Here is a 25,558-nt window from a genome sequence, read left to right as displayed (position 1 = left end):
TAGCCTTTAGCGCGATGACGGATTCGACGGATTCCCCAGCAGACGGCGTTACCTACGCAGCGGCAGGCGTGGACATCGAGGCCGGTGACCGGGCCGTTGAGTTGTTCAAACCACTGGCTGCCCGGGCCACCCGACCGGAGGTGCGCGGCGGGCTCGGCGGGTTCGCCGGGCTGTTCGCCCTGCGCAACGACTACCGCGAGCCGCTGCTGGCGTCGTCCACCGACGGCGTGGGCACCAAGCTGGCGATCGCGCAGGCCCTGGACAAGCACGACACGGTCGGCATCGACCTGGTGGCCATGGTCGTCGACGACCTGGTGGTCTGCGGCGCCGAACCGCTGTTCCTGCAGGACTACATCGCCGTCGGCCGGGTCGTGCCCGAGCGGGTCGCCGCGATCGTCGCCGGCATCGCCGAGGGCTGCGTGCAGGCCGGGTGCGCGCTGCTCGGCGGGGAGACCGCCGAACACCCCGGCCTGATGGACCCCGACCACTACGACATCTCGGCGACCGGCGTCGGGGTGGTGGAAGCCGACGAGGTGCTCGGCCCGGACCGGGTCAAACCCGGTGACGTGCTGATCGCGATGGGTTCGTCGGGCCTGCACTCCAACGGCTACTCGCTGGCCCGCGCAGTGCTGCTGGACATCGACCGGATGAACCTGGCCGGCCACGTCGAGGAGTTCGGCCGCACCCTGGGCGAGGAACTGCTGGAGCCGACCCGCATCTACGCCAAGGACTGCCTGGCGCTGGCCGCGGAGACCCAGGTGCGGACGTTCTGCCATGTCACCGGCGGGGGACTGGCCGCGAACCTGGCCCGGGTCATCCCGGCCGGACTGATCGCGGAGATGGACCGCGGCACGTGGACGCCGGCGCCGGTGTTCGCGATGATCGCGCAGCGCGGCCGGGTGAGCCGGGCCGAGATGGAGAAGACGTTCAACCTGGGCGTCGGCATGATCGCGATCGTCGCGCCGGAGGACACCGACCGCGCACTGGCGATCCTGACGGCCCGCCACGTCGACTGCTGGCCGCTCGGCACGGTGGCCGAAGCGGGTAAGAAGGGCGCCGGCGCGAAGCTGGTCGGACAGCACCCCAGGTTCTAGACCGTTGGTCCAGGGCCTGGGTCTGCGGGACTCCCGACGACCGGCGTCAGCTCAGCGGCGCCAGTCGTCGTCGGGGCTCCACGAGTCGTCGTGGTCGGCATCATCGGCATTGGACCCGGACAGTTCACGCTGCAGCTGACCGAAATCGGTCTGCGGTGAGCTGTACTTCAGATCCCGAGCAACTTTGGTCTGCTTTGCCTTAGCCCGGCCGCGGCCCATGGGGGACCCCCTCGCGCAATAACGGAGCGGCCCAACGAGCAGGCGGCTCCGATCTGAGTGTCTGATTATTGTCCTGCCGACAGCTTACCGTGCGGTACGGCTGCCCGCTGATCTGCCCCGCATCCGGCTTGCCGGACGGGCAGGTCCATGCGGCGGTCCCAGTTTCGGCTCTCCTTCGTCGAGCCTCACTGAACCGCCGGCTACAGGTCACACGCGTCCCCGCAGCCGGTCGACCGCCATCCGCCCGGCGCCGCGCACGTCCGGTGGCGGCATCGAGTCGACGTCGATGACCGCGCTGACGTCGCCGTCCGCCCCGGTCACCAGCGGGGTGTCGGCCGGCAGCCCACGTTTGAGCAGCGCCAACGCGATCGGCCCCAGCTCATAGTGGTCCACCACGGTGCCGAGCCGGCCCACCGGCCGGCCACCGGACGTCACCGGATCCCCGGTCGACGGCCGGTCCACCGACCCGTCCAGCTGCAGCAGCACCAGCATCCGGGGCGGCTTGCCCAGATTGTGCACCCGCGCCACCGTCTCCTGGCCGCTGTAGCACCCCTTGTTCAGGTGTACGGCGCCGACGCCCGGCCCGCCGATCCAGTTCATCTCATGCGGGATGGCCCGCTCGTCGGTGTCCACGCCCAGCCGCGGGCGCCGCGCCGCCACCCGGTTGGCCTCGTAGGCCCAGACACCGGCGGGGCGCACGCCGGCCCGGGTCAGCCGCTGCTGCCAGTCCGCGCGAGCGTCGCGGGGAACCAGCAGATCCAGTTCGAGGCGGTCGTCGGGAGCGCCGGGCGCCCGGCGCAGGAACCCGCCGCCGGGCAGCGGCACCGCGGTGGCCTCGGGCAGCTGCGCGATACCCAGCGCGTCGAGCACCGCCGGGTCGGCCAGGCGCGGCCCCAGCAGCGACAGCACGGCCAGGTCGGCGGTCTCGATCTGCACGTCCGCCCAGAACACCATCTTGCGCAGGTGGGTGGCGAGCGATTCGCCCAGCCACGGCTCGGTGTCGAGGCGGGTGACGTCGCCCAGTTCCGTCTGAACCCAGTGGTTGTGGATGTGGCCCTTGCCGTCCAGGGTCAGGTTCTCGGTGCTGGCACCCTCGGGGAGCGCGCTGACGTGCTGGGTGCAGACGGTGTGCAGCCAGGATTTGCGTTCGGCCCCGGTCAGGGTCAGCACCGCGCGGTGTGAGCGATCCACCAGTACGGCTTCGGTTTCCGCGCTGCGCTGCTCGCCGAGCGGATCCCCGTAGTGCCAGACTGCGCCGGCGTCGGGGCTGGTTTCGGGGGCGGGAACGGCGGACACGTGTCAACTCTACGGAGCCGTTACCCTCGGGGTCCATGACTGCCCGGACCAGTGCCGACGTGACGATCCTCACGCTTGACGGCGTGGCCGTCGGATCGGACACGCCACTGCTGTACGCCGACGACCTGGCGGCGCTGCGCGGCGACGGCGTCTTCGAAACGCTGCTGGTCCGCGGTGGTGCGGTGTGCCTGCTGGAGTCGCATCTGCAGCGACTGGCCCGCTCGGCCGAACTGATGGACCTGCCCGCGCCGGACCTGTCGGCGTGGCGGCGCACGGTCGACGCGGCGGTGGCGCGCTGGTCGACGGCGAACGACGGTGAGGGCGCGCTGCGGCTGATCTACAGCCGCGGCCGGGAGAGCGGTCCCGGCCCGACGGCCTACGTGATGATCAGCCCGCTGCCGGCGCGGATCACTGCGGCCCGGCGCAACGGGGTGGCGGCGCTGACCCTGGACCGCGGCCTGGCGGCCGGTGACGGCCTGCCGTGGCTGCTGGCCGGGGCCAAGACCTTGTCCTACGCGGTGAACATGGCGGCGCTGCGGCATGCGGCCAGACACGGCGCCGACGACGTTGTGTTCGTCAGTTCCGACGGCTACGTCCTGGAGGGGCCGCGCTCGAGTGTGGTGATCTGCGCGGACGGGCGCCTGCTCACGCCGCCGGCCGGGCAGGGCATCCTGCGCGGCACCACCCAGGAGGCGCTGTTCGAGGCGGCGCGGGCGCGCGGTTACGACTGCGGGTACCGCCCGCTCACGGTGGCCGACCTGCACGCCGCCGAGGACATCTGGCTGGTCTCCAGCATCACCCTGGCCGCCCGGGTGCACACCCTCGACGGGCGGGCGCTGCACCCGCGGCTGTCGCCCGCGGAGTTCGCAGGGCTGGTCGACGCGGCCGTCGACGGGATGACTTAATAGTTTTAGTTGAAACTAGTTGTCAGCTTTAACAACGAACCGACTTGCATTTCTGATCGAAACTAGTATCGTTGTCAACCATGCGGGGTCGGTATGGCTGAGGTGCGCTGGCTCGACGACGGGGAGGCGCGGATGTGGCGCGGGTACCTGGACAGCACCCGGCTGCTGATGCGGGCGCTGGACCGGCAACTGGAGAACGACGCGCAGATGTCGCTGTCGGACTTCGAAGCGCTGGTGCAGCTGTCCGAGGCACCGGGCCGCCGGCTGCGGATGAGCCAACTGGCCGACGCCATGACCGCCACCCGCAGCGGGGTGACCCGCACGGTGAACCGGCTGGCCGCCGAGGGCTGGCTGGTCCGCGCCGACTGCGACGAGGACGGCCGCGGCTCCTACGCCGAACTCACCGAGGCGGGTATGGACCGGCTGCGGGCCGTCGCGCCTGGCCATGTGGCCGCGGTGCGCCGCCACCTGTTCGACCTGATCAGCGTTCGTGACGTGGGGTTGTTCGCCCACGCCTACGAGCAGATCCGGGACAACCTGCTGGACGGCCGGCAGGTGGAGACAACCGAGAAAACAACTGGAAGGGAAGCACGTTGACCAAGCTCGCGATCATCTACTACTCCGCCACCGGCCACGGCACCAAGATGGCGCAGCGGCTGGGCCAGGCCGGCGAGGCGGCCGGCGCCGAGGTGCGGGTGCGGCACATCGCCGAGACCCGGGACCCGGCGACGTTTGCGGAGAACCCCGCCTGGACGGGGAACTACGAGGCGACGAAGGACCTGCCGGCGGCCACCGGTGAGGACATCGTCTGGGCGGACGCGGTGATCCTCGGGTCGCCGACCCGGTTCGGCAACACCGCCGGGCCGTTCCAGACCTTCATCGACACCCTCGGCGGCCTGTGGGCGCAGGGCAAGCTCTCCAACAAGGTCTACGCCGCCTACACCTCCAGTCAGACCGCGCACGGCGGGCAGGAGACGACGCTGCTGCGGCTGTACGTCTCGCTGATGCACTGGGGCGGCATCCTGGTCCCGCCCGGTTACACCGACCCGATCAAGTTCGCCGACGGCAACCCCTACGGCGTCGGGCACATCACCGGCGGCCACAACCGCGACGAACTCTCCGAGACCACGCTGGCTGCCCTGGATCACATGGCGACCCGGGTGGTCACGGTGGCGAAGAAGCTGGCGGACTGACGCCGCTCGGTTGACTCTGCGTTCAAAAGGCAGAAATGCGAGTGCTGGCCCTGGTGAGCGCAGAGTCAACGGGTCAGGTCAGCCGACGAAGCGGGTGAGCCGCGCCGACAGGTGCGGCACCAGCTCGCCGTCGGCGTCCACCCGCTCCTCGACGTAGGCCAGGTCGCCGTCCTCGACGATCCCGTACAGCCGCTTGGCGCCGCCGACCAGCGCGCCGGATCTGCTGCGGGCCAGGGCATCGGTGACCAGCTCCCAGGACGCCGGCCCGTGCGGGCGGCCGTAGAACAGTTCGACGTAGCCGGTGGAGTGCGCCAGCAGCAGTTCGATTGCCTGCGTCTCGTCGGGGGCCTGTCCGGGTTCGCCGGGCTCGGAGACGAACCGCCAGTAGCCCGTCTCACGCAGGCTGCGTTCGTGGAACTCGTCGTCGTCGGTCAGCCGCCAGGACCGCGCTTCCCAGTTCAGGTAGTCGCCGCCGTCGTGCGAGACGATGATCTGCTGCCCGAACCGGTAGTCGCCGTGGGCGTCGTGACCCTGACCGGTGCCGCGCCACACCCCGACCAGCGGCAGCAGCGCCAACAGTGCGTCATGCAGGTTCTCGCCCTGACGCAGGTTGGCGCTGTCGGCGACCGGAAGGTCGTCAAAGATGGGGATGTTGCGACCGGCGGTGGCATCGCCCGGTTTCCAGGCCCGCTCTGCAGCGGCCGCCACCGCCCGGTCGCCCGAGCCCGGCTCTACGGTCACATCTCGTCGGTGACGAGCCGATACAGCGTGTACAGCGCAAACCAGGTGATCAGACCAGTGGCCGCCACCAGCAGAATTTCGAAGAACCACACCACGTTCATGAGTGTAATCGAATCCGCTACGCGACTTTGATGTCGACCTCGTGGATGCCCGCCCCCGACGGCGTCACCACGGCGTCACCGTTGCCGGCCGACGACAGTGCGCGCACCGTCCACGAGCCGGGCGCGGCGAAGAACCGGAAGTCACCGGTGGCCGACGCGACGACCTCGGCGGTGAACTCGTTGGAGGCGTCCAGCAGGCGCACGAAGGCGCCGCCGACGGTCGCACCGGAGCCGTCGACCACCCGGCCGGTGATCACCGTCTCCTTCTCCAGGTCGACGTTGGCCGGCAGGGCCAGTCCTTGTTTGGGTGCAGTGCACATGTTTCAGCTTCCCAATTCGATCGGGGCGCCCACCAGGGAGCCGTATTCCATCCAACTGCCGTCGTAGTTCTTGACGTTCTTGTGGCCGAGCAGCTCGCGCAGCGCGAACCAGGTGTGCGACGAACGCTCCCCGATCCGGCAGTACGCGATGGTCTCCTTCTCGCCGTCCAGGCCGGCGTCGGCGTACAGCTTCGCCAGCTCCTCGTCGGACTTGAAGGTGCCGTCCTCGTTGGCCGCCCGGCTCCACGGCACGTTGATCGCGCTCGGGATGTGGCCGCGCTGCTGGCTCTGCTCCTGGGGCAGGTGCGCCGGGGCGAGGATCTTGCCGGCGAACTCCTCCGGGGAGCGCACGTCGACCAGGTTCTTGGTGTTGATCGCGGCGATCACCTCGTCGCGGCGGGCCCGCAGCGACTCGTCCAGCGGCTTGGCCGTGTAGGAGGTGGCCGAGCGGGTGACCGGCTCGGTGGACAGCGGACGCCCGTCGAGCTCCCACTTCTTGCGGCCGCCGTCGAGCAGCTTCACGTTCTGGTGCCCGTACAGCTTGAAGTACCAGTAGGCGAAGGCGGCGAACCAGTTGTTGTTGCCGCCGTAGAGGATCACGGTGTCGTCGTTGGCGATGCCGCGCTCGGAGAGCAGCTTGGAGAACTGGGCGGCGTCGACGACGTCGCGGCGGACCGGGTCCTGCAGGTCCTTGCGCCAGTCGATGCGGATGGCACCCGGGATGTGGTTGGTGTCGTAGACGCTGGTGTCCTCGTCGACCTCGACGAACACCGTGTTCGGTGCGTCGAGGTTCTTCTCGGCCCAGTCGGTGGAGACCAGGACGTCGGCGCGAGCCATGGTGGGGATCCTTTCCGTTGCTTCGATACGGGTGACGCGGTTATGCCGGTGTCGGGTCGGACAGGCGACGCAGCCGCGTGACGAGCGGGTAGAGCTGGCAGCCCAGGCAGATGCCGAAGGCGGCGTTGAGGAAGGCCGCGCCCAGGGCGAAGGCCGTCGCGATCACCCCGACCACCGGGGCGACGGCGAAGCCGGCCACGCCGACGACGGCGAAGGCCAGGCCGACCAGCTGGGCGAAGCGCAGCGGCGCTGCCGGCTCGCGCTCGGTCGTCGGGGCCAGTCGCGGCGCGATGAGCCGGGCGAACAGCTGTCCGTAGGGGTGCCGGCGGGGCCCGGCCAGCGCGCCGATCGCGAACACCACCGCCTGCGCGGCCAGCACGGCCAGCGCGCCGACGGTGCTGCGGTCGGCGATCAGCAGCACGGCCACCAGCACCGCGGTGGTGACCCACGCCGCGAACCGCGGACCCCGGACGTCCACCTGGACGCCGACCTGTGCGGGGGCGGTGTTCGACGTGATCGACATGCTGCTGCTCCTGGGGAATTGTTGCTTTAAGGGTCTGGTGGAGGCGTGCCACGGAATGGTTCCGGGCGACTCCGAGAGTGACGCGGTCAGGCGTTACTCAGCGACAGCAACAACAGCAGCAACCCGCGACGCGGCACAGATCAACTGCACGGCGCTTGGTGAGCATCGGCTCAAGGCGGGCGGACACGTCGCACATGCTACCCAATGTCGAGGTGATCAGGCCAACTCAGGCCAGCAGGGGCTTCAGTGCGGAGCGCAGATCGGTCGCCGTGGGAACCCCGGCGGCCCGGAAGCGCTGCTGACCGGCGGCGTCGAAGATGAACGTGGTCGGCAGCGACAGCACGGAAAGACTGCGTGCCGCAGCGGGATTCGCGTCGAGGTCGATCTCCACGTGCGCCACGTCCAGATCGCCGCAGACCTGATCGACCACCCGGCGCACCCCGACGCACGGCCCGCACCACGGCGCCGAGAAATGCACCACGGTCGGTCCGTCGGTCGCCAATCCCAGCGCGGAAAGGTCCGGGCCGGCGGCACCCGGGGTGGTCGCCCGCAACTCCCCGGACCGCCGCGTCAGCAACCAGCCGGTGACACCGGCGAACGTCAGTCCGGCGATGATCGCGATGATGCTCATGACTGCCGGAACTCCGGCAGCGTCACCGTCATATCGTCGGCGATGCCCTCGATGATCACATCGGAGCCGCGCGCCCCGTGACTGGTCGGGGCGATCCCGAACGGCAGGTGCTGCTGCGGCAACCGGCCGGCGAACGCCGCCAGCACCGCGGCCCGCTGATCGTCGGGAACGTTCTGGTTGGCGGTGTCAGGACCGGTCAGGATGCCGGTCGGGGTGAACACCAGCGTGGTGGGGTCGGCCATCGACAGATCGACGGTGACGCTGACCCGCTTGTCGAAACCCGCCGCGGTCGGGGTGCCGGTGAAGACCAGCCCGTGCGGGTCGGAGATCCCCGACTCGGTGGTGCCGCCGGTGGCGTCATTGGTCTCGTTCGGCGGCGCCTCCACCATCAGGTCGCGCACCCCCAGGTACCGGCCGAGGTGCACGGTGTCGATGATGATCCGGCTCTCCAGTCGGGCGACCGGGATTTTCGCGCCCGGCCGGAACCGCCAGGACGCGTCGGTGAGGTCCACCGAGTGCATGGTGGCCTCCAGCAGCGCCTTGCCGATCATCGGCTGGTCGGCGGCGTGTGCCTTGATCTCCACCTCGTTGTACCGATCACGCCGGACCTGCGGGATGAACGGGAAATCTAGGATCGCCACGAACGGGTCCGATCCGAGGTCGGCGGCGCGCCGCACCGCGCGGGACAACTGGTATTCCGCGTAGATACTGGTCCCGAAATCGACTGCGACCGCTGTGACGATGAGGGCCGCGACCGCGGCGGACATGCCGATGAGGATCCTGCGCACCCGGCCATTCTGGCAGGTCGCACGCTATCGTGTAGATCACCTGGGACGCTGGAGGGCCTCGTTGGAGCTACTGCTGTTGACCGCTGACCCGCAGCCCGAAGCGGTGCTGCCGTCGCTGTCGCTGCTGGCGCACACCGTGCGGACCGCACCGCCGGAGGTGTCTGCGCTGCTGGAGGCCGGTTCGGCGGAGGTGGCGATCGTCGACGCGCGGAGCGACCTGGCGGCGGCGCGTTCGCTGTGCCGGCTGCTGAGCGCGACTGCGGGGTCGGTCCCGGTGGTGGCGGTCGTGACGGAGGGCGGCCTGGTGGCGGTGAACGCCGAGTGGGGCGTCGACGACATCCTGCTGCCGGGAACCGGGCCTGCTGAGACCGACGCCCGGCTGCGGCTGCTGACCGGGCGCCGCGGCGGCCAGGTCGCCGAGCAGGCCGCCGGCAAGATCACCCTCGGTGAGCTGGTCATCGACGAGGGCACCTACACCGCCAGGCTGCGCGGCAAGCCGCTGGACCTGACCTACAAGGAATTCGAGCTGCTCAAGTACCTCACCCAGCACGTCGGCCGGGTCTTCACCCGGGCGCAGCTGCTGCAGGAGGTCTGGGGATACGACTTCTTCGGCGGCACCCGCACGGTCGACGTGCACGTCCGGCGGCTGCGGGCCAAGCTCGGGCCGGAACACGAAGCGCTGATCGGCACCGTGCGCAACGTCGGCTACAAGGCGGTCCGGCCGATGCGCGGGAAGCCGCCGGCGGTGGATCACGACGAGGATCTGGGTGACGGCTCCGACGACTCCGAGGACTTCGACGACGGCGCCGGCGATGACGGTGCCACCGCCGGTGGCGGTGCGACCCAGCAGCTGGCCAGTCAGTGACGGCGCTGAACTGGCACACCGTCCTCTCCGACGGTGAGCAGCGGCAGGTCCGCGACCTGATCGCCGCCGCCACGACCGATGACGGTGTCGCCCCGGTCGGTGAGCAGGTGCTGCGCGAACTCCCCGAAAGCCGCACCGCGCATCTGCTCGCGACCGATGCGGACGCCGTCGTGGGCTATCTCAATCTGACTGTGCCGCAGGATGATTCGCAGCCCATGACGGAGTTCGCGGTGCACCCGCAGGCCCGTAGGCGCGGTGTCGGTGCTGCCCTGGCGCAGGCCGCCCTGACCAGAACCGATGGGCGGGCGCGGTTCTGGGCGCACGGCACGCTGGCCGCCGCCCGGGCGACCGCCGCGCGCCTGGGGCTGGTCACGGTGCGCGAACTGCTGCAGATGCGCCGGTCGCTGCACGGGGTGTCGGAGCCGACGGTGCCGACGGGGGTGCGGATCCGGACCTACGCCGGCCCGGCCGACGACGCGGAACTGCTGCGGGTCAACAACGCGGCGTTCTCCTGGCACCCGGAGCAGGGCGGCTGGACCGCCGACGACCTCGCCGAGCGGCGCCGCGAACCGTGGTTCGACCCGCAGGGGCTGTTCCTGGCATTCGGCGCCGACGACGACACCGATGCCCACCTGCTCGGCTTCCACTGGACCAAGATCCATCTCGACAAGCCGGGCATCGGCGAGGTGTACATCGTCGGCGTCGACCCGGCCGCGCACGGACGCGGGCTGGGCCGGCTGCTGACCGAGGTCGGCATCGCGTCGCTGGCGCACCGATTGGGCGACGCCGAGCAGCCGACGGTGCTGCTCTACGTCGAATCCGACAACGCCGCCGCGCTGCGGACCTATCAGCGGCTGGGGTTCACCGTCTACAGCGTCGACACCGCCTACTCGGCGACCGTCGCGGGCTGACCGATCACAAACGATCACGCTGAGCCCAATTCGGCGGCGCAGCCCGGGCTCGGCGGGGTGAGCCGGCTGACACTCGATAGCTCCTGGTGAGGTGCGGTTACCGGCCGGCTGTCCCAGGCGTGAACAGTTGCCCCAGCAGGGTGAACAGTCGGCGACGTCGACGGCCGGACGGCGCCCGCGGCGCTATCGTCGATTGCGAAGGGCGAGTCAACCGGCCGCCGGGTATCAGGAAGGAGACCAGAGCAGTGGCAACACGTTTTATGACTGATCCGGACGCCATGCGTTCGATGGCGGGCCGTTTCGACGTGCACGCGCAGACCGTTGAGGATGAGGCGCGTCGGATGTGGGCGTCGTCGACGAACATCTCCGGCTCGGGCTGGGGTGGTCTGGCCGAGAAGACGTCCTACGACACCATGGGCCAGATGCAGACCGCGTTCCGCAACATCGTCAACATGCTGCACGGCGTGCGGGACGGCCTGATCCGCGCCGCGAACCACTACGAGCAGCAGGACGCTGCCTCGCAGCAGATCCTGTCGAGCTAAGGGAGGACAACAGAGATGTCGATCAACTACCAGTTCGGTGATGTTGACGCCCACGGCGCGCTGATCCGCGCCCAGGCGGCCTCCCTGGAGGCGGAGCACCAGGCGATCGTGCACGACGTGCTCGCCGCCGGCGACTTCTGGGGCGGCGCCGGTTCGGTGGCCTGCCAGGAGTTCGTGACCCAGCTCGGCCGCAACTTCGCGGTGATCTACGAGCAGGCGAACTCGCACGGTCAGAAGGTGCAGTCGGCCGGCAACAACATGGCCACCACCGACTCGGCCGTCGGCTCCAGCTGGGCCTGATTCAGGCGATGCGCAGCCGCGGGGACGCCAACCGGCCCGGCCGGAGCCCCCGCGGCTGCGCTACCTGTACGTCAACGCGATGACGCTAGCCGCCGACTCGGTTTTCGCCGAGTACCGGATCATCAAGCTGCTCGGCGCCGGCGCCATGGGCAAGGTGTACCTGGCCCAGCATCCCCGGCTGCCCCGCCGCGACGCGGTGAAAGTGCTGCGCGGATCGCTGAGCGCCGACGAGCAGTATCGGGAGCGCTTCCAGCGGGAGGCGCGCGCGGCCGCGACCCTGTTCCACCCCAACATCGTCGGCGTGCACGACTGCGGCGAATACCGCCGCAGACTGTGGCTGGCGATGGACTACGTCGACGGCCAGGACCTCGGCCGACTGCTGCGCAAACGCTTCCCGGCGGGCATGCCGGTCGAGGCGGTGCTGCCGATCGTCAGCGCGGTCGCCGACGCACTGGATTACGCGCACCGGCAGGGCATCATCCATCGCGACGTCAAACCCGGCAACATCCTGGTGACGAAATCACCGGACAGCGAACAGCGGGCGCTGCTGGCCGATTTCGGTATCGCGCGGCAGATCAGCGACCCCAGCGGGCTGACCGCCACCAATCTCACGATCGGCACCATCGCCTACGCGGCACCCGAGCAGCTCACCGGCTCCGACGGTTTGAGCCGCGCCGACCAGTACGCGTTGGCGGCCACCACGTTCGACTTGCTCACCGGCGCACCGCCGTTCGACGACGACAACGCCGTCACCGTGATCAGCCGGCACCTCAGCGAGCCCCCGCCGCGGCTCAGTGAGCGGCGTCCCGAGCTGGCGCATCTCGATGAGGTGCTCGCCACCGCACTCGCGAAGAACCCGTCCGACCGGTACAGCGGCTGCACCGAGTTCGCCGCGGCTCTCAACGCCTGCGCGGACGGTGCCGGCCGGTCGTCGTCCCGGCGCAGCACCGTCACCGCCCGGGTGGCCGCACCACCGGCGTCGGCGGCACGCCACCGGGTGCCAGCGCCGGCGCATCGCCGTGCCACGCTGCGGCTGGTCACCGGAGCGGTGGCGACGACGTCGGCGCTGCTGGGCGGTGCGGTGCTGGCGCAGGACCGCACGGACACCCCGGCGGTGGCGAAAGACGCGGGGCCGCAGGAAGTGTCGCAATCCGTCGCGCCCACGCCGCCGACCTCGGAACCGCCCGCGTTCACCGGCGTCTACCGGGTGGATGCGAACCGGGTGGGGCAGCTGTACAACGGTGTCCCCAACCCGCAGCCGCCGAACGTCAGCACCTGGTGGGCGGTGCGGTCATCGTGCGCGGGTGCCGCGTGCACCGCCGCCGGTGTGATGGTGGACGACACGACGCACCTGACGGCGATGACGGACGCGGCCGGCGCCGGTCGGCTCAGCCTGGACTGGGTGGACCGGTCCTGGCGGTCCCGGCCCCAGACCTCGCCGATGCCCTGCGTGGGATCCGATGGGACGCACGGTGTTCAGACAGCCACGCAGGTGCTGACGCTGGAGCCGACGATCTCCGGTGTGTTGCACGGTGCGATGGTCGTCACCGTCGAGACCAACGAGTGCGGCCAGCGGGGCGCGCGAATCCAGGTCCCGGTGGTGGCCACCCGGGCCGGTGACGTCGCCGCCAGCGTGGACATCCCCCGGGTGAGTTGACCGGTCAAGTAGACCGAGCGGTCAGCGAGTCTCGACGGAGGAGAGGCGAAGCTGGACCGCTCCATAATCCCAGCGGTCAGCGAGTCTCGACGGAGGAGAGGCGAAGCTGGACCGCTCCATAATCCCAGCGGTCAGCGAGTCTCGACGGAGGAGAGGCGAAGCTGGACCGCTCCATAATCCCAGCGGTCAGCGAGTCTCGACGGAGGAGAGGCGAAGCTGGACCGCTCCATAATCCCAGCGGTCAGCGAGTCTCGACGGAGGAGAGGCGAAGCTGGACCGCTCCATAATCCCAGCGGTCAGCGAGTCTCGACGGAGGAGAGGCGAAGCAGGGCCGCTCCAGTAGACCGAGCGGTCAGCCGCCGCTCGGGGGACGCATCATCATCTTGTGCCGGTAGCCGTAGCGCGGCACGAAGCGCATCTTCGTGGCACCGCCGGCGGCCGCGGCCCCGGGCAGCCCGGGCGCGCCGAACCCGGCACGCGTCGCCGCCCCTTCGGATTCGGCCACCGCCACGGCGGTGCGGCTGGCAGCCAACGTCGCCTGCGCCTGACCGGTCGTGGGCGACGTCGCCGGCCAACTCGACGGCACTGACAGCCCGCCGAGCTGGGTGGCCTGGCCGACGGTCACGGCGGGAACCCCAGCGCCGCCGGACGGCACGAACGCGGCCGCCGGTGACACCGTTGCCTTGGCCACGCCCTCAGCGGCTTTCGCCGCGTTCGCCAGCACGTCCCGCGGGTTCATGTAGGCGTTGGGCGTGTCCTCCATCGCGTTCATCGCCTGTCCGACCATGCTGGCCCACTGGAACGCGCTGAACCCCGACGTGGTGAGGCTGTTGAACGGGGTGATGTAGTCCATGAACGCCTGAGCGCCGGCCAGCACCGTGGCGCCGGTGCCCGGCACGACCGGCGTCACCGCGGAGGAACCGGCCTGGGTCAGGGTGACTGCGGCGGCTGCCTGCGCCTGCGCGGACAGCGCCGGCAGGCTCGTCGCCGCCTGGGAGGCGGCGTTCGCGCCGTTGGCGATGGCGCTGTGGGCGACCGCGGCGGCTTGCCCCGCCAGACCGGCCGGGTTGGTCGCCGACGGCGGCGGGGTGAACGGCGAGACCCGCATCGCGACATGGGCGCCCGCGGCGTAGCCGAACATCGCCACCGCATCCTGTGCCCACATCGCCGCGTAGTGCGCCTCGGCGGCCGCGATAGCCGGGGTGTTCTGGCCGAAGAAGTTGGTAGCGATCAGCAGGCGCAGCAGCGCACGGTTGGCCTCGATCACCGGCGGCGGGACCGTCATCGCGAACGCCGCCTCGTAGGCGGCCGCGACCGCCTTGGCCTGGCTTCCGGTCTCGAATGCCTGGGCGGCGGTGGCCTTCAGCCACGCCACCAGCGGCAGTGTTGCCGCCGACATCGCCATCGAAGCCGGGCCCCGCCAGGGCCCGATCGTCAGATCGACGATGGTCATCTCGAAAAACGCTGCCGCCGAACTCAATTCCTCCGACAGCACATCCCAGGCCGCCGCGGCGGCCAGCGTGGGACCCGACCCCGGGCCGGCGTACATCCGAGCGGAGTTGACCTCCGGCGGGAGCAACGCGAAGTCGATCACCGGAGAACTCCTGCAGCGTCGGGCACGTCAGCCGCCGACGGTGATCTTGGGCATCACGGTCGGCTGCACGCCGTACCGCGGTGCGCTGAAACCACGGAAGCCGGCGCCGTGCGCCGCCGCCGCACCCGGCACGCCAGGCATGCCCGGTGGGGGTGCCATCGGCGTCGACCCCAGGATCCCGGGACCGACCGGCTGCCAGGTGCCGCCGGACACCGGGCCGAGCGTGGTGGGCGGCAGGGTGGGAGCGACCCAACTCGGCGGCACCGACAGCGCACCGAGTGCGCCGGCCCGGCCCATGCCGCCGGCCACCGCCCCGAGCCCGCTGGCTGCGCTGCCCGCGCCCTGCGCGGCGCTCGCGGCGCCCTGCGCGGCGCCGGCGGCGGCGCTCGCCGCGCCCTGGCTGGCCCCGCTGGCCGCCTTGGCGGCGTCCTTGGTCATCTCGGTGAGGAGCTTCTGGGTGCCGGTGACACCGCTGAGGCCACGCCAGACCGCACACATGTTGTTGGACTGCAGGTTCGCCTGGCTGGTCAGCTGGCTCAGGGTCTGGTTGCCGAGCTGGTAGCCGGGATCCTTCAGGATGTCGTCGGCGGGGTTGGTGATGGTCCCGGCGCCGGCGGACTTGGCCGTGAGCAGGCTCTGCAGGGCGCTGGACGCGGTGTGCGAGGGCGCTGATGTCGCGGCGTTGCCGACCGCCGCACCCTGCGCGGCCTCGCCGCTGGGGTCGGTCGGGTTGGGCGGGTTGGAGAACGGCTGCAGCGTGGTGGCCGCCGCGGACTGGGCGTGATAGCCGTGCATGGCGATCGTGTCCTGCGCCCACATCTCGTTGTGCTCGATCTCGGTGTTCGCGATCGCCGCGGTGTTCTGGCCGATGATGTTCGTGGCGACCAGCTGTTGCAGCCGAACCCGGTTGCCGGTGACGGCGACCGGGGGAACGGTCAGCCCGTGCGCGGTCTCGTAGGCTGCGGCGGCCGCCCGGGCCTGCGCGGCAGCCTGCTCGGCCTGCTCGGCGGTGACCTTCATCCAGGTCACGTACGGCGTGACGGCGGCGGCCATCGATGCCGATGCCGTGCCCAGCCAGCCTTCACCGGTCAGCTGGTTGATCACCGATTCGCAGATCGCGGCGCTGGACTTCAAATCGGCGGACAGCGTGCTCCACGCCGACGCGGCGGCGGTCATCGGCGACGAACCCGGCCCGGAGTACATCAGCGTCGAGGTGACCTCGGGCGGCAGCGTCAAGTAGTTCACGGTCGGCCTCAGCAGGCCGCGGCCGCGTTGGCGGCTTCGGTGGCGGCGTAGGACTCGGCGCTGGTGCTCAGGGTGTTGACGAACATCTCGTGGATGGCCGCCGCCTGGGCACTCACCGCCTGGTACATCTGCGCGTGCGCCGCGAACTGCGCGGCGGTCAGCGCCGACACCTCGTCTGCGGCGGCGGGCACGATCCCGACGGTGGGTCCGGCGGCCGACGCGCTGTGGGCGGCCATCGCCGAGCCGACCGCCCGGAGATTGCGGACCGCGGCCAGCAACGCCTCCGGTTGGGTGGTCACAAAAGACATCGGGTCTCTCCTCAAAGAGTGCTGTCTGTCAGGTGGCCGTGAGCCCTCGTGATTAACTCGGCTCCGCGGACACCCTGACAGTAAGGCACGTTTCGAGGTCGAACACGATCGTGACCAGGTAATTCGCATAACGTCATCGAGAGTTCACTGTTCGTTCGACAACTCGAACCGTGCTGGTAGCCGGAAGTCTGAATCGATTCAACTACTCGTCATTAACTTAGTCGTGCGGGGTGCCGCAGCCGGGCTTTGACTGCCGATTGCCTGGCAGCTTCGTCCGGACGGCGTGTTCTCCGCTGCGCCGCAGCGTGGCCGCGTCTTTAATGGGCGCGATGTCAAGCCATGACGTGGAGTCGGAACCGATCATCAGTGCGGCACGTCGCTGGTTCATCCTCGCGATCACGCTGGCGGTGACGGCGTGCTCATTTCTGTTCATCAACTGCGGCGTCTTCCTGATCCCCGCACTGCAGGCGGACCGGAACACCTCACTGACCCAGGCCGGACTGCTGTCGGCGATGCCGAGTTTCGGCATGGTGGTCACCCTGGTCGGCTGGGGCTACCTGGTGGACCGCCTCGGCGAACGGGTCGTTCTCACCGCCGGCTCGGCGCTGACCGCGGTGGCCGCTTTCGCCGCCGCGCCCATGCACTCGCTCACCGCGATGGGCGCGCTGTTGTTCCTGGGCGGGATGGCCGCGGCGAGTTGCAACACGGCGGGCGGACGGGTGGTGTCCGGCTGGTTCCCGGCGCACCAGCGGGGCCTGGCGATGGGCATCCGGCAGACCGCGCAGCCCCTGGGCGTGGCGATCGGCGCGGTGGCCATGCCGGAGTTGACCGAGGTGGAGAACGGTTTCTTCTCCGCGCTGCTGATCCCGGCGATCGCCTGTGCCGTCGCGGCGGTCGCCAGCGCGGTGTTCCTGACCGACCCGCCGCGGGTCACCCGCGCCACCGCTACCGAGCAGCAGTTGGCGAACCCGTACCGGAAGTCCCATCTGCTGCAGCGCATCCACCTGGCCTCGGCGCTGCTGATGGTTCCGCAGTCGATGACGGTGACGTTCATGCTGGTGTGGCTGATCCGGGGCAGCGAATGGTCGGTGCCCGCCGCCAGCGCGCTGATGACGGTGGCGCAACTGCTCGGCGCGCTGGCCCGCATCGGAGTCGGTCGCTGGTCGGACCGGGTCGGTTCCCGGCTGCGACCGAAACGGATGATCGCCGTGGCGTGTTCGGCGGCGCTGCTGCTGCTGGCGCTCACCGACTACCTGGACTCCGCGCTGGCCGAGACAGCCATGGTCCTCGCGGCGGTGGTGGCGGTGGGGTACAACGGGTTGTCGGCCACCGCGATCACCGAGTACGCCGGACCGTTCTGGAGCGGTCGGGCACTCGGCGCCCAGAACACCTTCCAGCGGTTGACCGCGGCGGTCGTCCCACCGGCATTCGGCGCGCTGATCACCGCGGTCGGTTATCCGGTCGCCTTCGCCGTGTGCGCACTGTTCCCGTTGGCGGCGGCGCCGCTGGTTCCGGTGAAGTCCGAACCCGGCGAGTGAACAGCCGGTGAACAACCGGCGTCCTGTCTGAACACGACCGAAAACCCCCGCGAAATATGCTGATTCGGCCTAGTGGTCGTTGGCCGGGGCATCTAGATTTCGTACCGACGCACGGGTGATCGGATCGGATCGGCCCCGGTATCGCAGATGGGCGAGGGATGAAAAACGTGTCGGCTCGTATCGCGAAATGGATGGTTGCCGGTGTGTGCGCCGCATTGGCAGCGGTCCCGACGGTCCATGCCGAACCTGGCGATCCGTATCTGGCCGCCGCGGAGGCGACCGACGGCGTCTTCATCGACGCGATCAACCGACTCGGGCTCGGGAACCTCAACAACCCGCCCGCCGTGGCCGTGGCCCACGACGCCTGCGGGTACATCCGGGACGGGCACACCATCCGCGACACCGTCGACGGGGTGCGCAACACCTACGGCGGCATGGCGGTTCTCCCGGCGGCCCATTTCGTCGCGGTCGCGCGCGCCGTGTACTGCCCGGACACCCGGCACATCGACGAGCGCGGCGGCGACACGGCGGCGTAACCGCCGATCCCGGTCAGTACAGCGAGAACTCGGTCATCGCCCGCAGGAACGGAAGATCCTGCGGGCAGTCGACTTTCACGGCGTCTCCCACCGCGGTCCCGGCGTCCTGGACCGACAGTCCGGTGTCGGCCACAACCTGCCTCAGCAGCGCCACCACCCCCGGGCCGGTCGGATGCTCGGCCAGGAATCGGCAGATCTCGACGCCGTGGGCGGCGGCGTAGTCCGCGGCCGGATCGTCCGATGCAGGATCGCCCCAGGCCGGCGCGGCCGGTGCGACGACCGTGAACACCGCAACCAGCCATGCGCAGCTCCGCACACCACACCTCCTCGGCACGTTCTGCGAATCGTAGTGGTCCACGGTGTCTCGGCGGGTGCTATCCGCCGGCGGTGTGCCGCGGCACGCTGTAGCGCGGGGGCGGGGTCTGCAGAATCGCGCTGACCGTCGGCCGGGAGGGCTTGCGCGCCTTGGCCGCCCCGGCAGCACCGGCCGCTCCGGCCATCGGCGCCAGGCCCGCTGCCCCGCGGCCCACCGAGCGCGGTGCCGCTTCCTCCCAGGCGCCCTTGGGGCCGATCGGCAGCCACTGATCGTTGACGGCGGCCACCGGTGTCAACTGCGCCCAGGTCTGGGGTGCGGACAGTTGGCCGACCGCCGTGGCCTCACCGACGCTCGCCAGCACCGCCCGGCCACCGACCGCGGTGCCGGCGGCTGCGCTCGAACCGGCCAGCATTGTCGGCGCCACCGCCCCGGCACCGGCCGGTGCCGTCGTGCCGGTCAGCCCGGCCGACGCCGAGTACAGGGTGCCGTCGGACAGAATCCTGATCGGGGCGACGATCACGTCGCCGATCGCGCCGACGTTGCGGATGTTCGTGAATAGCCAGGTGTCCACCGGTCCCTGCACGGTGCCGAGGTCTTTCAGCCCCGTCAGCCATGACTGGGGGATCGGAATGCCGCCCTGTGCCGTGGCGCCGGTGCTCGCCGCCGAAAGATGCTGCGGCACTGCGGCCAACAGGTGAGCCAGCGTCTGTGGGTGCGCCGTACCGGAGTTCGCCGCCACCGTGGCCGCGGCTGCCGCCGCGCCGGCCGGATTGACCTCCTGCGGTGGCTGCTCGAACGCCGGCAACTGTGTCGCCGACGCCGCCGCCGCGGCGTAACGGTGCATGGTCCGGGCGTTGTGCGCCCACATCGCGTCGTAGGCCGCTTCGGTGGCGGCGATCCGGACGGTGTTGTGCCCCAACATATTCGTTGCGATCAGCTGAGCCAGCAGGGCGCGGTTGGCGGACACCGCCGCCGGCGGGGTGATCGTCGCGTGCGCCGCCTCGAAAGCCGCGGCCGCGGCGCGCGCCTGACCGGCGGCGCGGTCGGCGTAGCCGGACGTCGTCACCGCCCAGTCCGTGTACGGTGCGGCCGCGGCCGCCATCGCCGCCGACGCGGGGCCGGCCCACCCGTCGCTCAGCAGTTGCGCGATCGTCGTCGCATAACCCTGCGCAAACGAATTCAGTTCACCGGCAAGGGCACTCCAGGCGGCCCCGGCCGCCATCAGCGGGCCAGGTCCCGGCCCGGTGTACATCCGGGCCGAACTGACCTCCGGCGGCAGCATCCCGAACTCGAACATCCGAATCCCTCTCTCGCGCCCGTGGTCGCTATCCGCCGACCACCGGGCGGGGAACCCGGAACCTGCGATCGCGCATCCGGAACACCAGGTTGCTGCCCTGCCGTCGTGCGGAGCCCTGCATCGGCCCGACCGCCGGTGTCAGCGGGGCGTCCGGCAGGGGCTTCGCCGAACTGACCAGACGGATCTGGCCGGTGCGCTCGGCGGTTGCCGATGCCTGCGGCTGAGCCGGTGCAGCGGACGGCTGAGCCGCGTAATTCACCTGTGTGACAGGCCAGTTCGGCGGCACGGACAGCGATCCCACCGGCACGGACTTGCCGAGGCCGCCGAACAGCGAACCGCCGTCGGCACCGGCCACCGAACCGGTCAGCCCGCCCTTGCCGAGCAGTGGCAGGCCGGGCTCGGGAAGACCCAGATGCCGTCCGAACGTCGCCAGTGTGTCGCTGAAGACGGTGCCGTCCCCGATCGTCACCCCCTTGTTGACGAACGGGTCGAACAGGGACTTGCTCAGAATGTCGTAGACGTGCTTGTACGAGTTCCAATCGTTGACGTAGTAGTACCCGGTAGGCCCGGAGGTGCTGCCCGACGATGTGGGAGACGGGCCGGTGTGCACCCCGGATGCGAGGCTGTGCGCCTGGTGCGGAACCGTCGACACGGCGTGCAGGATCGACTGCGTATTCGCTGCGGCCGCACTGCCGGCCGCGTGAGCCGCAGCGGCGTGCTGTGCGGAGAGTCCGCCGTCGTTGGTGGCACGCGGTGGCTTGGTGAAGGACGGTAGGGCAGCGGCCTGGGTGCTCGCCGCGGCGTAGCCGTACATGGCGGCGGCGTCCTGCGCCCACATCGCCGCGTAGTGCGCCTCGGTGGCTGCGATCGCCGCCAGGTTCTGACCGAAGAAGTTGGTCGCCAGCAGTGTCATCAGCAGCGTCCGGTTCGCGGCGACCGCGGTCGGCGGCACGGTCGCCGCATGCGCCGTCTCGAATGCCGCCGCGGCCGCCCGAGCCTGACCGGCCGCTTGCGCGGCCTGTGCCGCGGTCGCCGACGCCCAGGAGACATACGGTTGCGCGGCAGCCGTCATCGCCTCCGATGTCGGCCCCGACCAATGATGGCCCTTGAGGTCCGCCAACTCCATCGAATAACCGGCGGCGAATGATTCCAGCTGCGCGGCGAGCTGATCCCAGGCGGCCGCAGCCGCCATCATCGGACCGGAACCCGGGCCGACATACATTCGGCCGGAATTGATCTCGGGTGGTAACACTGCGAAGTCCAGCATCGCTACTCCTCAAATCGGTTGCCGCTGCCAGGTCGGGGATCGAGAGCGGGCTAACCGCCGGCGGAATGGCGGGGCATCGTGAAGCGCTTCGGTGCGACCCGAAGCATGGAGCTGACGATCGGGCGGGCCGTCATCCCGGCCGTCGCCGCACCCGCCATGCCCGCCATCGGGCCGACACCCGCCGACGGAACGCCGCCCATCTCCGCTGCGTCGTCGTCGGCGTCCCACGCCGCGTCGGCATCCGCCAGCCACACCGGGTCCTCGGTGGCGGCCCCGGCCGGCGCGAGATCCGCCCAGGCCGGCGGCACCGTCATCGGCCCGATCGACCCGGCGGTGCCCACATGGGCGAGCACACCCCGGTTGACGGCGGCCGTCGGCTCCACCGCGCCCGCCAGCCCGGCCGACGTCATTCCCGTCGACGTCAGCCCGAAGGTGACTCCGCCCGCGCTGCCGGTGAGGCCGGACAGGGGTGCGTAGAGGGCACCGTCTGCGGCGAGGCGGTAGCCGGCGATGCCGAACGTGCCGAGGTTGCCGACCGTTCGCGCGACCGCCATCCAGAAGCCCACCGGGCCGTCGGCGGTGTTGATGTTCCCGATCGTCGACAGGGCCGACTGCTGGGTTGCCGCCAGCGCCGAGGACAGGCTCGAATTCGAGGCGGACCCGGACAGCAGTTGCGGGACCGTCGCGAGCAGTTGCGACAGGGTCTGGGTGTGCGCACCGCTCGCGGCGGCCAGCGCTTCACCCGCTGCCCCGCCGGGGTTGGTGGTCTGCGGCGGCTCGTGGAACGCGGAGAGCTGGGTGGCCGCCGACGCCGATGAGGCGTAGCCGGTCATCGTCTGGGAGTTGTGCACCCACATCGTGTCGTAGGCGGCCTCGGTGGCGGCGATGTGCGCGGTGTTCTGGCCCAGTGCATTGGTGGCGATCAACTGCGTCAGCCGGGTGCGGTTGGCTGACACGACGGCGGGCGGGGTGATCGCGGCGTGCGCCGCCTCGAACGCGCCCGCCGCCGCCTGAGCCTGCCCCGAGACCCGTCCGGCGCGGGCCGCGGTCTCCGTCGCCCACTGCACGAACGGTGTGGCGGCCGCGGCCATCGCCTCCGACGAGGTGCCCGCCCAGGCCTCGCCGAGTAGGCCGGCCACGGTCGCGGAGTAACCGTGTGCGAACGATTCCAGTTCGGCCGCGACCGCGGCCCAGGCTGCTGCGGCCGATGTCAGTGACCCTGAGCCCGGACCCGCATACAGTCGGGTCGACGTGACCTCCGGGGGCAGCAATCCGAAATCCAACATCTGCGCTCGCTTCCCTCGCCAGCTCCTGCACAGAGCCGGTGCATCGTGGTCCGATGCATGAATGCTGAACCGAAGATGTGAGCGCGATGGAACGCTGACCCGAATCGGGAGTGAACTCGACCTGCCAATGTTCTGGCAGGGTTCGTATGGAACGCCGTGCGAACATCGGCACGTCACCGGGGGTTAAGGCTGCGGTAACCCGCCGGCGAGCAGTTCCAGCGTCGTCTCCCGGCCCGGTGCGGTTTTCGGATCGACGCCGCGGTGCGCGGACGCGACCGGATTGACCATCAACTCGTCGACGCCGAACCGGTCCGCCAGGTCCCGCAACTGCGCGGCGGCCTCGGTCGCGGTGCCCAGCACCGCGCGCTGCAGCGCGGCGTCCACCAGTTCCCGCTGCTGCGCGGTCAGCGCGGCGGTCTGGGCGGCTCGAGCATCGTGGACCAGATCCAGCGGCCGCAGCGGTTGCCCGGTCGCCTGCCGGGCCCAGAACTGCGCATCGGGGAGCGCTAAATCGGTTGCCTCGGCGCGGGTTTCGGCCACCACGACATTGACGGTCAGCAGCGCCACCGGTTCCGCCGCGACCCGGCTCGGGGTGAATTCGGCGCGGTACAGCGCCAGCGCTTCCTCGGCGCCCCGGCCGAACAGGTGGTAGCCGAACACATACGGCAGACCCTTGGCCGCGGCCAACTGCGCGGAGTGCAGCGACGACCCGAGCATGAAGACCCGGGGCGCGCCGGTCGCCGCCGGCGTCGCCCGCAGCAGGTAGCCGCCGTCGGCGAGTTGCACCGTCAGGCCGGCGGGGTCGAGGAACCCGATCAGGTCGTCGACGTGGTCGCCGAAGTGGTCGAGGCCGGAATCGCCGGTGCTGCCGCGCAACACCGTGGAGGTCACCAGATCCGAACCGGCCGCCCGGCCCACCCCGAGATCGATGCGACCCGGGTAGGCGGCCTCCAGCAGCGCGAACTGCTCAGCCACCGCCAGCGGTGCATGGTTGGGCAGCATCACCCCGCCCGACCCGAGCCGGATCCGCGCCGTCTGCGCGGCGAGCAGACCGATGAGCACGGCCGGACTGGTCGCCGCGATCGACGGGATGTTGTGGTGCTCGGCGACCCAATAGCGGTGGAAGCCAAGCTGATCGGCGATCTTCGCCAGACGCGCGGTTGCCGCCAGTGCATCCGACGTAGTTTGATCGGTGCGCACCGGCACCAGGTCGAGTACCGAGAGTCGCAGCGATTGCCGGGGTGCGGACGGACTCACGTGGAGGATCTTGCCATGACCGAGCACGGCGACGAGATGGCCGAACCATGGGACATCGGTCGGCCGCAACCGGCGGTGCAGCAACTGGTGGCCTGCGGTGCGCTGCGCGGCGAAGTCCTCGACCCGGGCACCGGATCGGGTCATCACGCGATCTACTACGCGCTGCAGGGGCACCCGGTGACCGGTGTCGACCTGTCCCCGGTCGCCATCGAGCGGGCTCGGGCCAACGCGCAGGCGGCCGGGGTGCGGGTGAACTTCCAGGTCGCCGACGCCCTGGACCTCGCCGGATTCGACGACCGGTTCGACACCGTCGTCGACAGCGCCTTCTATCACGTCTTTCAGGACGACGAGGCGCTGCAACTGCAGTACGCGCGCACCCTGCACCGGGTGACCCGGCCCGGCGCGCGGCTGTTCATGTTCGAAGCCGGGCGGCACAACGTCAACGGCTGGCAACTCGACGGCGCCCCGGCTGAGACCTTCCGCCGGGTGCTCACCGCGGCCGGCTGGCGCGTCGATCACATCGGGCCGACCGCCTATCAGGGTGTCTTCGCACCGGAGTCGTTCACGTCGATGCTGCAGCTGATGGAGGAGATGGGACGGCCGGACATCGCCGAGGGCGTCCGGGTGCTGCAGCACCGATTCGCGGTCCTGCAGCCGCTGCTGGAGGACAATGTGGTGCACATGCCGTTCTGGATGATCGCCGCCACCCGGCAGGACTGACGCCCGGAGCACCGGACGAAGGTTGTTCACCGTGGATTCATTCGTCATCCGGTTACCGGCCATCACGGCCACGTAGCTTCCTTGCGGACGCAGGACAGGAATCACACAGGAAAGCGAGAACCGGTGAAGATCGCCATGATGCGCGGGATGGTTGCGACAGCCGCCGCCGCGAGCCTGACCTTGAGCGGCTGCGGCAGCGACGACAACAGCGCCGCAATGAGTTCCACCGCGTCAGCCGGGGAATCCGGGTCCGGCGAATGCGCCGGCAAGAACGCGCTGACCGCTGAGGGCTCCACCGCGCAGCAGAACGCCATCGGGCTGTTCAACCAGGCGTGGAAGAAACACTGCCCCGGAAAAGAGTTGTCCTACAACCCGACCGGATCCGGCGCCGGCCGGGAGCAGTTCGTCGCCGGTCACGTCGACTTCGCCGGCTCCGACTCGCCGCTGTCGGCCGCGCAGGTCGAGGCCGCCGCCACCCGCTGCGGCGGCAACCCGGCCTGGCACCTGCCGCTGGTGTTCGGCCCGGTCGTGCTCGCCTACCACCTGGAGGGCATCGACACCCTGGCGCTGAACGGCGCGACGATCGCCGGCATCTTCTCCGGGACGATCACCGCCTGGAACGACCCGGCGATCGCCGCCCTGAACCCGGGCGTGACGCTGCCGGACACCGCGGTCACCCCGATCTACCGGTCGGATTCCTCGGGCACCACCGACAACTTCCAGCAGTACCTGACGGCCGCGGCGCCGGCTGCCTGGACCAAGGGCGCGGGCAGTGAGTTCCAGGGCGGCGTCGGCGAGGGCGCGCAGAAGTCCGCCGGCGTCATCCAGGCGGTGCAGACCACGCCCGGCGCCATCGGCTACGTCGAGAAGGGCTTCGCCGACCAGGCCAACGTGCCCGCCGCGCTGATCGACTCGGGCAGCGGCGCGGTGGCCGCCGGTGACGACGCGGCCCGGGTCGTCATCGAATCCGCCGGGTTCAGCACGCCCGACAGCAATGACCTGCGGGTCGACCTCGATTCGATCTACGGCACCAACACCCCCGGCGGCTACCCGCTGGTGCTGGTGACCTACGAGATCGTCTGCTCCGGCGGCTACGACGCCGGCACCGCCGCGGGCGTCAAGTCGTTCCTGACCGCGGCGGCCGGTGACGGCCAGGCCGGACTGTCGGCCGCCGGGTACGTTCCGCTGCCCGAGAAGTTCTCCCAGCGGCTGGTCACGGCGATCGGAGCGATTCATTAGGTCCACCGGAACAGGGCTGCGACCTGCGATAT

At 70.3% G+C, this 25,558-nt stretch carries 30 protein-coding genes; 13 read left to right on the top strand and 17 right to left on the bottom strand.

What is annotated here, in order from left to right; translation table 11 throughout:
• The first annotated feature begins 14 nt into the window (after positions 1-14).
• The gene (gene purM / locus KIH27_RS02515; protein WP_214091336.1) at positions 15-1,094 is read left to right on the top strand and encodes a phosphoribosylformylglycinamidine cyclo-ligase; all 1,080 of its coding nucleotides are present in this window, start codon (positions 15-17) and stop codon (positions 1,092-1,094) included.
• A 51-nt stretch (positions 1,095-1,145) separates the two neighbouring features.
• Here the strand turns inward: purM and KIH27_RS02510 are convergent, their stop codons facing one another.
• Together KIH27_RS02510 and ygfZ are read right to left on the bottom strand one after the other, a co-directional pair.
• Positions 1,146-1,313: a DUF3073 domain-containing protein gene (locus KIH27_RS02510; RefSeq protein WP_214091335.1), complete on the bottom strand. Its 168-nt coding sequence runs from the start codon at positions 1,311-1,313 to the stop codon at positions 1,146-1,148.
• Between the two features lie 207 nt (positions 1,314-1,520).
• Positions 1,521-2,609, bottom strand: coding sequence for a CAF17-like 4Fe-4S cluster assembly/insertion protein YgfZ (gene ygfZ / locus KIH27_RS02505; RefSeq protein ID WP_214091334.1), 1,089 nt, complete (start codon positions 2,607-2,609; stop codon positions 1,521-1,523).
• Between the two features lie 35 nt (positions 2,610-2,644).
• Between ygfZ and KIH27_RS02500 the strand changes: the two genes are divergently transcribed.
• The 3 genes from KIH27_RS02500 to wrbA all read left to right on the top strand — a co-directional run bounded on the left by KIH27_RS02500 (position 2,645) and on the right by wrbA (position 4,707).
• On the top strand, positions 2,645-3,514 hold the full coding sequence (locus KIH27_RS02500; protein WP_214091333.1) for an aminodeoxychorismate lyase: 870 nt from the start codon (positions 2,645-2,647) through the stop codon (positions 3,512-3,514).
• A gap of 93 nt (positions 3,515-3,607) precedes the next feature.
• Entirely contained in the window at positions 3,608-4,111 is a 504-nt protein-coding gene (locus tag KIH27_RS02495) for a MarR family winged helix-turn-helix transcriptional regulator (RefSeq protein ID WP_214091332.1), read from the top strand.
• Entirely contained in the window at positions 4,108-4,707 is a 600-nt protein-coding gene (gene wrbA / locus KIH27_RS02490) for an NAD(P)H:quinone oxidoreductase (protein ID WP_214091331.1), read from the top strand. The genes KIH27_RS02495 and wrbA overlap by 4 nt, the downstream gene beginning before the upstream one ends.
• Before the next feature lie 78 nt (positions 4,708-4,785).
• Here wrbA and KIH27_RS02485 read toward each other — a convergent pair whose 3' ends face one another.
• The 7 genes from KIH27_RS02485 to lmeA all read right to left on the bottom strand — a co-directional run bounded on the left by KIH27_RS02485 (position 4,786) and on the right by lmeA (position 8,627).
• On the bottom strand, positions 4,786-5,448 hold the full coding sequence (locus KIH27_RS02485) for a heme-binding beta-barrel domain-containing protein (RefSeq protein WP_214091330.1): 663 nt from the start codon (positions 5,446-5,448) through the stop codon (positions 4,786-4,788).
• Positions 5,449-5,566: 118 nt separating this feature from the next.
• Positions 5,567-5,869 carry a DUF1416 domain-containing protein gene (locus tag KIH27_RS02480; protein ID WP_214091329.1) on the bottom strand — a complete coding sequence of 101 codons (303 nt, stop codon included), beginning with the start codon at positions 5,867-5,869 and terminating at the stop codon, positions 5,567-5,569.
• Positions 5,870-5,872: 3 nt separating this feature from the next.
• Complete coding sequence (locus KIH27_RS02475) at positions 5,873-6,706, bottom strand: sulfurtransferase (protein ID WP_214091328.1); 834 nt, start codon at positions 6,704-6,706, stop codon at positions 5,873-5,875.
• Between the two features lie 40 nt (positions 6,707-6,746).
• Positions 6,747-7,229, bottom strand: a complete 483-nt coding sequence (locus KIH27_RS02470) for a DUF4395 domain-containing protein (RefSeq protein WP_214091327.1) — start codon at positions 7,227-7,229, stop codon at positions 6,747-6,749.
• 97 nt (positions 7,230-7,326) lie between these two features.
• Positions 7,327-7,425: an Ms5788A family Cys-rich leader peptide gene (locus KIH27_RS23260; protein WP_372451287.1), complete on the bottom strand. Its 99-nt coding sequence runs from the start codon at positions 7,423-7,425 to the stop codon at positions 7,327-7,329.
• A gap of 30 nt (positions 7,426-7,455) precedes the next feature.
• Positions 7,456-7,860: a thioredoxin family protein gene (locus KIH27_RS02465; protein WP_214091326.1), complete on the bottom strand. Its 405-nt coding sequence runs from the start codon at positions 7,858-7,860 to the stop codon at positions 7,456-7,458.
• Positions 7,857-8,627, bottom strand: a complete 771-nt coding sequence (gene lmeA / locus KIH27_RS02460) for a mannan chain length control protein LmeA (protein ID WP_214091465.1) — start codon at positions 8,625-8,627, stop codon at positions 7,857-7,859. The genes KIH27_RS02465 and lmeA overlap by 4 nt, the downstream gene beginning before the upstream one ends.
• A gap of 82 nt (positions 8,628-8,709) precedes the next feature.
• Between lmeA and KIH27_RS02455 the strand changes: the two genes are divergently transcribed.
• The 5 genes from KIH27_RS02455 (at position 8,710) to KIH27_RS02435 (ending at position 12,923) form a co-directional block, all read left to right on the top strand.
• Positions 8,710-9,513, top strand: a complete 804-nt coding sequence (locus tag KIH27_RS02455; RefSeq protein WP_250149446.1) for a winged helix-turn-helix transcriptional regulator — start codon at positions 8,710-8,712, stop codon at positions 9,511-9,513.
• Positions 9,510-10,424 carry a mycothiol synthase gene (mshD, locus tag KIH27_RS02450; protein ID WP_214091324.1) on the top strand — a complete coding sequence of 305 codons (915 nt, stop codon included), beginning with the start codon at positions 9,510-9,512 and terminating at the stop codon, positions 10,422-10,424. Before KIH27_RS02455 ends, mshD begins: the two co-directional genes overlap by 4 nt.
• Before the next feature lie 245 nt (positions 10,425-10,669).
• Entirely contained in the window at positions 10,670-10,966 is a 297-nt protein-coding gene (locus KIH27_RS02445; protein ID WP_214091323.1) for a WXG100 family type VII secretion target, read from the top strand.
• Between the two features lie 15 nt (positions 10,967-10,981).
• Positions 10,982-11,266: a WXG100 family type VII secretion target gene (locus KIH27_RS02440; protein ID WP_214091322.1), complete on the top strand. Its 285-nt coding sequence runs from the start codon at positions 10,982-10,984 to the stop codon at positions 11,264-11,266.
• 79 nt (positions 11,267-11,345) lie between these two features.
• Positions 11,346-12,923, top strand: coding sequence for a serine/threonine-protein kinase (locus KIH27_RS02435; protein WP_214091321.1), 1,578 nt, complete (start codon positions 11,346-11,348; stop codon positions 12,921-12,923).
• Between the two features lie 352 nt (positions 12,924-13,275).
• Here the strand turns inward: KIH27_RS02435 and KIH27_RS22910 are convergent, their stop codons facing one another.
• The 3 genes from KIH27_RS22910 to KIH27_RS02420 are packed head-to-tail and all read right to left on the bottom strand — an operon-like array spanning position 13,276 to position 16,070.
• Positions 13,276-14,517, bottom strand: a complete 1,242-nt coding sequence (locus KIH27_RS22910) for a PPE family protein (RefSeq protein ID WP_214091320.1) — start codon at positions 14,515-14,517, stop codon at positions 13,276-13,278.
• 27 nt (positions 14,518-14,544) lie between these two features.
• On the bottom strand, positions 14,545-15,762 hold the full coding sequence (locus KIH27_RS02425) for a PPE family protein (RefSeq protein WP_214091319.1): 1,218 nt from the start codon (positions 15,760-15,762) through the stop codon (positions 14,545-14,547).
• 8 nt (positions 15,763-15,770) lie between these two features.
• Positions 15,771-16,070 (bottom strand): PE family protein, encoded by a 300-nt coding sequence (locus KIH27_RS02420; protein ID WP_214091318.1) that lies wholly within the window; start codon positions 16,068-16,070, stop codon positions 15,771-15,773.
• 329 nt (positions 16,071-16,399) lie between these two features.
• Between KIH27_RS02420 and KIH27_RS02415 the strand changes: the two genes are divergently transcribed.
• The gene (locus tag KIH27_RS02415; protein WP_214091317.1) at positions 16,400-17,608 is read left to right on the top strand and encodes an MFS transporter; all 1,209 of its coding nucleotides are present in this window, start codon (positions 16,400-16,402) and stop codon (positions 17,606-17,608) included.
• A gap of 167 nt (positions 17,609-17,775) precedes the next feature.
• Positions 17,776-18,144: a DUF732 domain-containing protein gene (locus KIH27_RS02410; RefSeq protein WP_214091316.1), complete on the top strand. Its 369-nt coding sequence runs from the start codon at positions 17,776-17,778 to the stop codon at positions 18,142-18,144.
• A 13-nt stretch (positions 18,145-18,157) separates the two neighbouring features.
• Here KIH27_RS02410 and KIH27_RS02405 read toward each other — a convergent pair whose 3' ends face one another.
• From KIH27_RS02405 to KIH27_RS02385, 5 genes are all read right to left on the bottom strand, one after another.
• Entirely contained in the window at positions 18,158-18,460 is a 303-nt protein-coding gene (locus KIH27_RS02405; RefSeq protein WP_214091315.1) for a DUF732 domain-containing protein, read from the bottom strand.
• Positions 18,461-18,518: 58 nt separating this feature from the next.
• Positions 18,519-19,757: a PPE family protein gene (locus tag KIH27_RS02400; RefSeq protein ID WP_214091314.1), complete on the bottom strand. Its 1,239-nt coding sequence runs from the start codon at positions 19,755-19,757 to the stop codon at positions 18,519-18,521.
• A gap of 28 nt (positions 19,758-19,785) precedes the next feature.
• Positions 19,786-21,024 carry a PPE family protein gene (locus KIH27_RS22905; protein ID WP_214091313.1) on the bottom strand — a complete coding sequence of 413 codons (1,239 nt, stop codon included), beginning with the start codon at positions 21,022-21,024 and terminating at the stop codon, positions 19,786-19,788.
• Positions 21,025-21,074: 50 nt separating this feature from the next.
• Entirely contained in the window at positions 21,075-22,310 is a 1,236-nt protein-coding gene (locus KIH27_RS02390; RefSeq protein WP_214091312.1) for a PPE family protein, read from the bottom strand.
• 183 nt (positions 22,311-22,493) lie between these two features.
• A complete protein-coding gene (locus KIH27_RS02385; protein WP_214091464.1) occupies positions 22,494-23,540 on the bottom strand; it encodes an LLM class flavin-dependent oxidoreductase in 1,047 nt (348 codons plus the stop codon).
• A 42-nt stretch (positions 23,541-23,582) separates the two neighbouring features.
• On the opposite strand from KIH27_RS02385, the gene KIH27_RS02380 reads away from it, so the two are divergent.
• Together KIH27_RS02380 and pstS are read left to right on the top strand one after the other, a co-directional pair.
• Entirely contained in the window at positions 23,583-24,287 is a 705-nt protein-coding gene (locus KIH27_RS02380; protein ID WP_214091311.1) for a class I SAM-dependent methyltransferase, read from the top strand.
• Positions 24,288-24,434: 147 nt separating this feature from the next.
• Complete coding sequence (gene pstS, locus KIH27_RS02375) at positions 24,435-25,526, top strand: phosphate ABC transporter substrate-binding protein PstS (protein WP_372451286.1); 1,092 nt, start codon at positions 24,435-24,437, stop codon at positions 25,524-25,526.
• The last annotated feature ends 32 nt before the right edge of the window (positions 25,527-25,558 follow it).

The sequence above is a fragment of the Mycolicibacter acidiphilus genome (assembly GCF_018455725.1).
Classification (GTDB): Bacteria; Actinomycetota; Actinomycetes; order Mycobacteriales; family Mycobacteriaceae; genus Mycobacterium; species Mycobacterium acidiphilum.
The sequence above is the reverse complement of the archived record's forward strand: the minus strand, read 5'-3'. Positions and strand labels throughout refer to the sequence as shown.

Bases quoted from the DNA above. Each gene is read 5' to 3' on its own strand.
- purM (WP_214091336.1), top strand. From the start codon at position 15: ATGACGGATTCGACGGATTCCCCAGCAGACGGCGTTACCTACGCAGCG.
- KIH27_RS02510 (WP_214091335.1), bottom strand. From the start codon at position 1,313: ATGGGCCGCGGCCGGGCTAAGGCAAAGCAGACCAAAGTTGCTCGGGAT.
- KIH27_RS02500 (WP_214091333.1), top strand. From the start codon at position 2,645: ATGACTGCCCGGACCAGTGCCGACGTGACGATCCTCACGCTTGACGGC.
- KIH27_RS02495 (WP_214091332.1), top strand. From the start codon at position 3,608: ATGGCTGAGGTGCGCTGGCTCGACGACGGGGAGGCGCGGATGTGGCGC.
- KIH27_RS02480 (WP_214091329.1), bottom strand. From the start codon at position 5,869: ATGTGCACTGCACCCAAACAAGGACTGGCCCTGCCGGCCAACGTCGAC.
- KIH27_RS02475 (WP_214091328.1), bottom strand. From the start codon at position 6,706: ATGGCTCGCGCCGACGTCCTGGTCTCCACCGACTGGGCCGAGAAGAAC.
- KIH27_RS02470 (WP_214091327.1), bottom strand. From the start codon at position 7,229: ATGTCGATCACGTCGAACACCGCCCCCGCACAGGTCGGCGTCCAGGTG.
- KIH27_RS23260 (WP_372451287.1), bottom strand. From the start codon at position 7,425: ATGTGCGACGTGTCCGCCCGCCTTGAGCCGATGCTCACCAAGCGCCGT.
- KIH27_RS02465 (WP_214091326.1), bottom strand. From the start codon at position 7,860: ATGAGCATCATCGCGATCATCGCCGGACTGACGTTCGCCGGTGTCACC.
- lmeA (WP_214091465.1), bottom strand. From the start codon at position 8,627: ATGTCCGCCGCGGTCGCGGCCCTCATCGTCACAGCGGTCGCAGTCGAT.
- KIH27_RS02440 (WP_214091322.1), top strand. From the start codon at position 10,982: ATGTCGATCAACTACCAGTTCGGTGATGTTGACGCCCACGGCGCGCTG.
- KIH27_RS02435 (WP_214091321.1), top strand. From the start codon at position 11,346: ATGACGCTAGCCGCCGACTCGGTTTTCGCCGAGTACCGGATCATCAAG.
- KIH27_RS02420 (WP_214091318.1), bottom strand. From the start codon at position 16,070: ATGTCTTTTGTGACCACCCAACCGGAGGCGTTGCTGGCCGCGGTCCGC.
- KIH27_RS02415 (WP_214091317.1), top strand. From the start codon at position 16,400: ATGTCAAGCCATGACGTGGAGTCGGAACCGATCATCAGTGCGGCACGT.
- KIH27_RS02400 (WP_214091314.1), bottom strand. From the start codon at position 19,757: ATGTTCGAGTTCGGGATGCTGCCGCCGGAGGTCAGTTCGGCCCGGATG.
- KIH27_RS22905 (WP_214091313.1), bottom strand. From the start codon at position 21,024: ATGCTGGACTTCGCAGTGTTACCACCCGAGATCAATTCCGGCCGAATG.
- KIH27_RS02390 (WP_214091312.1), bottom strand. From the start codon at position 22,310: ATGTTGGATTTCGGATTGCTGCCCCCGGAGGTCACGTCGACCCGACTG.
- KIH27_RS02380 (WP_214091311.1), top strand. From the start codon at position 23,583: ATGACCGAGCACGGCGACGAGATGGCCGAACCATGGGACATCGGTCGG.
- pstS (WP_372451286.1), top strand. From the start codon at position 24,435: ATGGTTGCGACAGCCGCCGCCGCGAGCCTGACCTTGAGCGGCTGCGGC.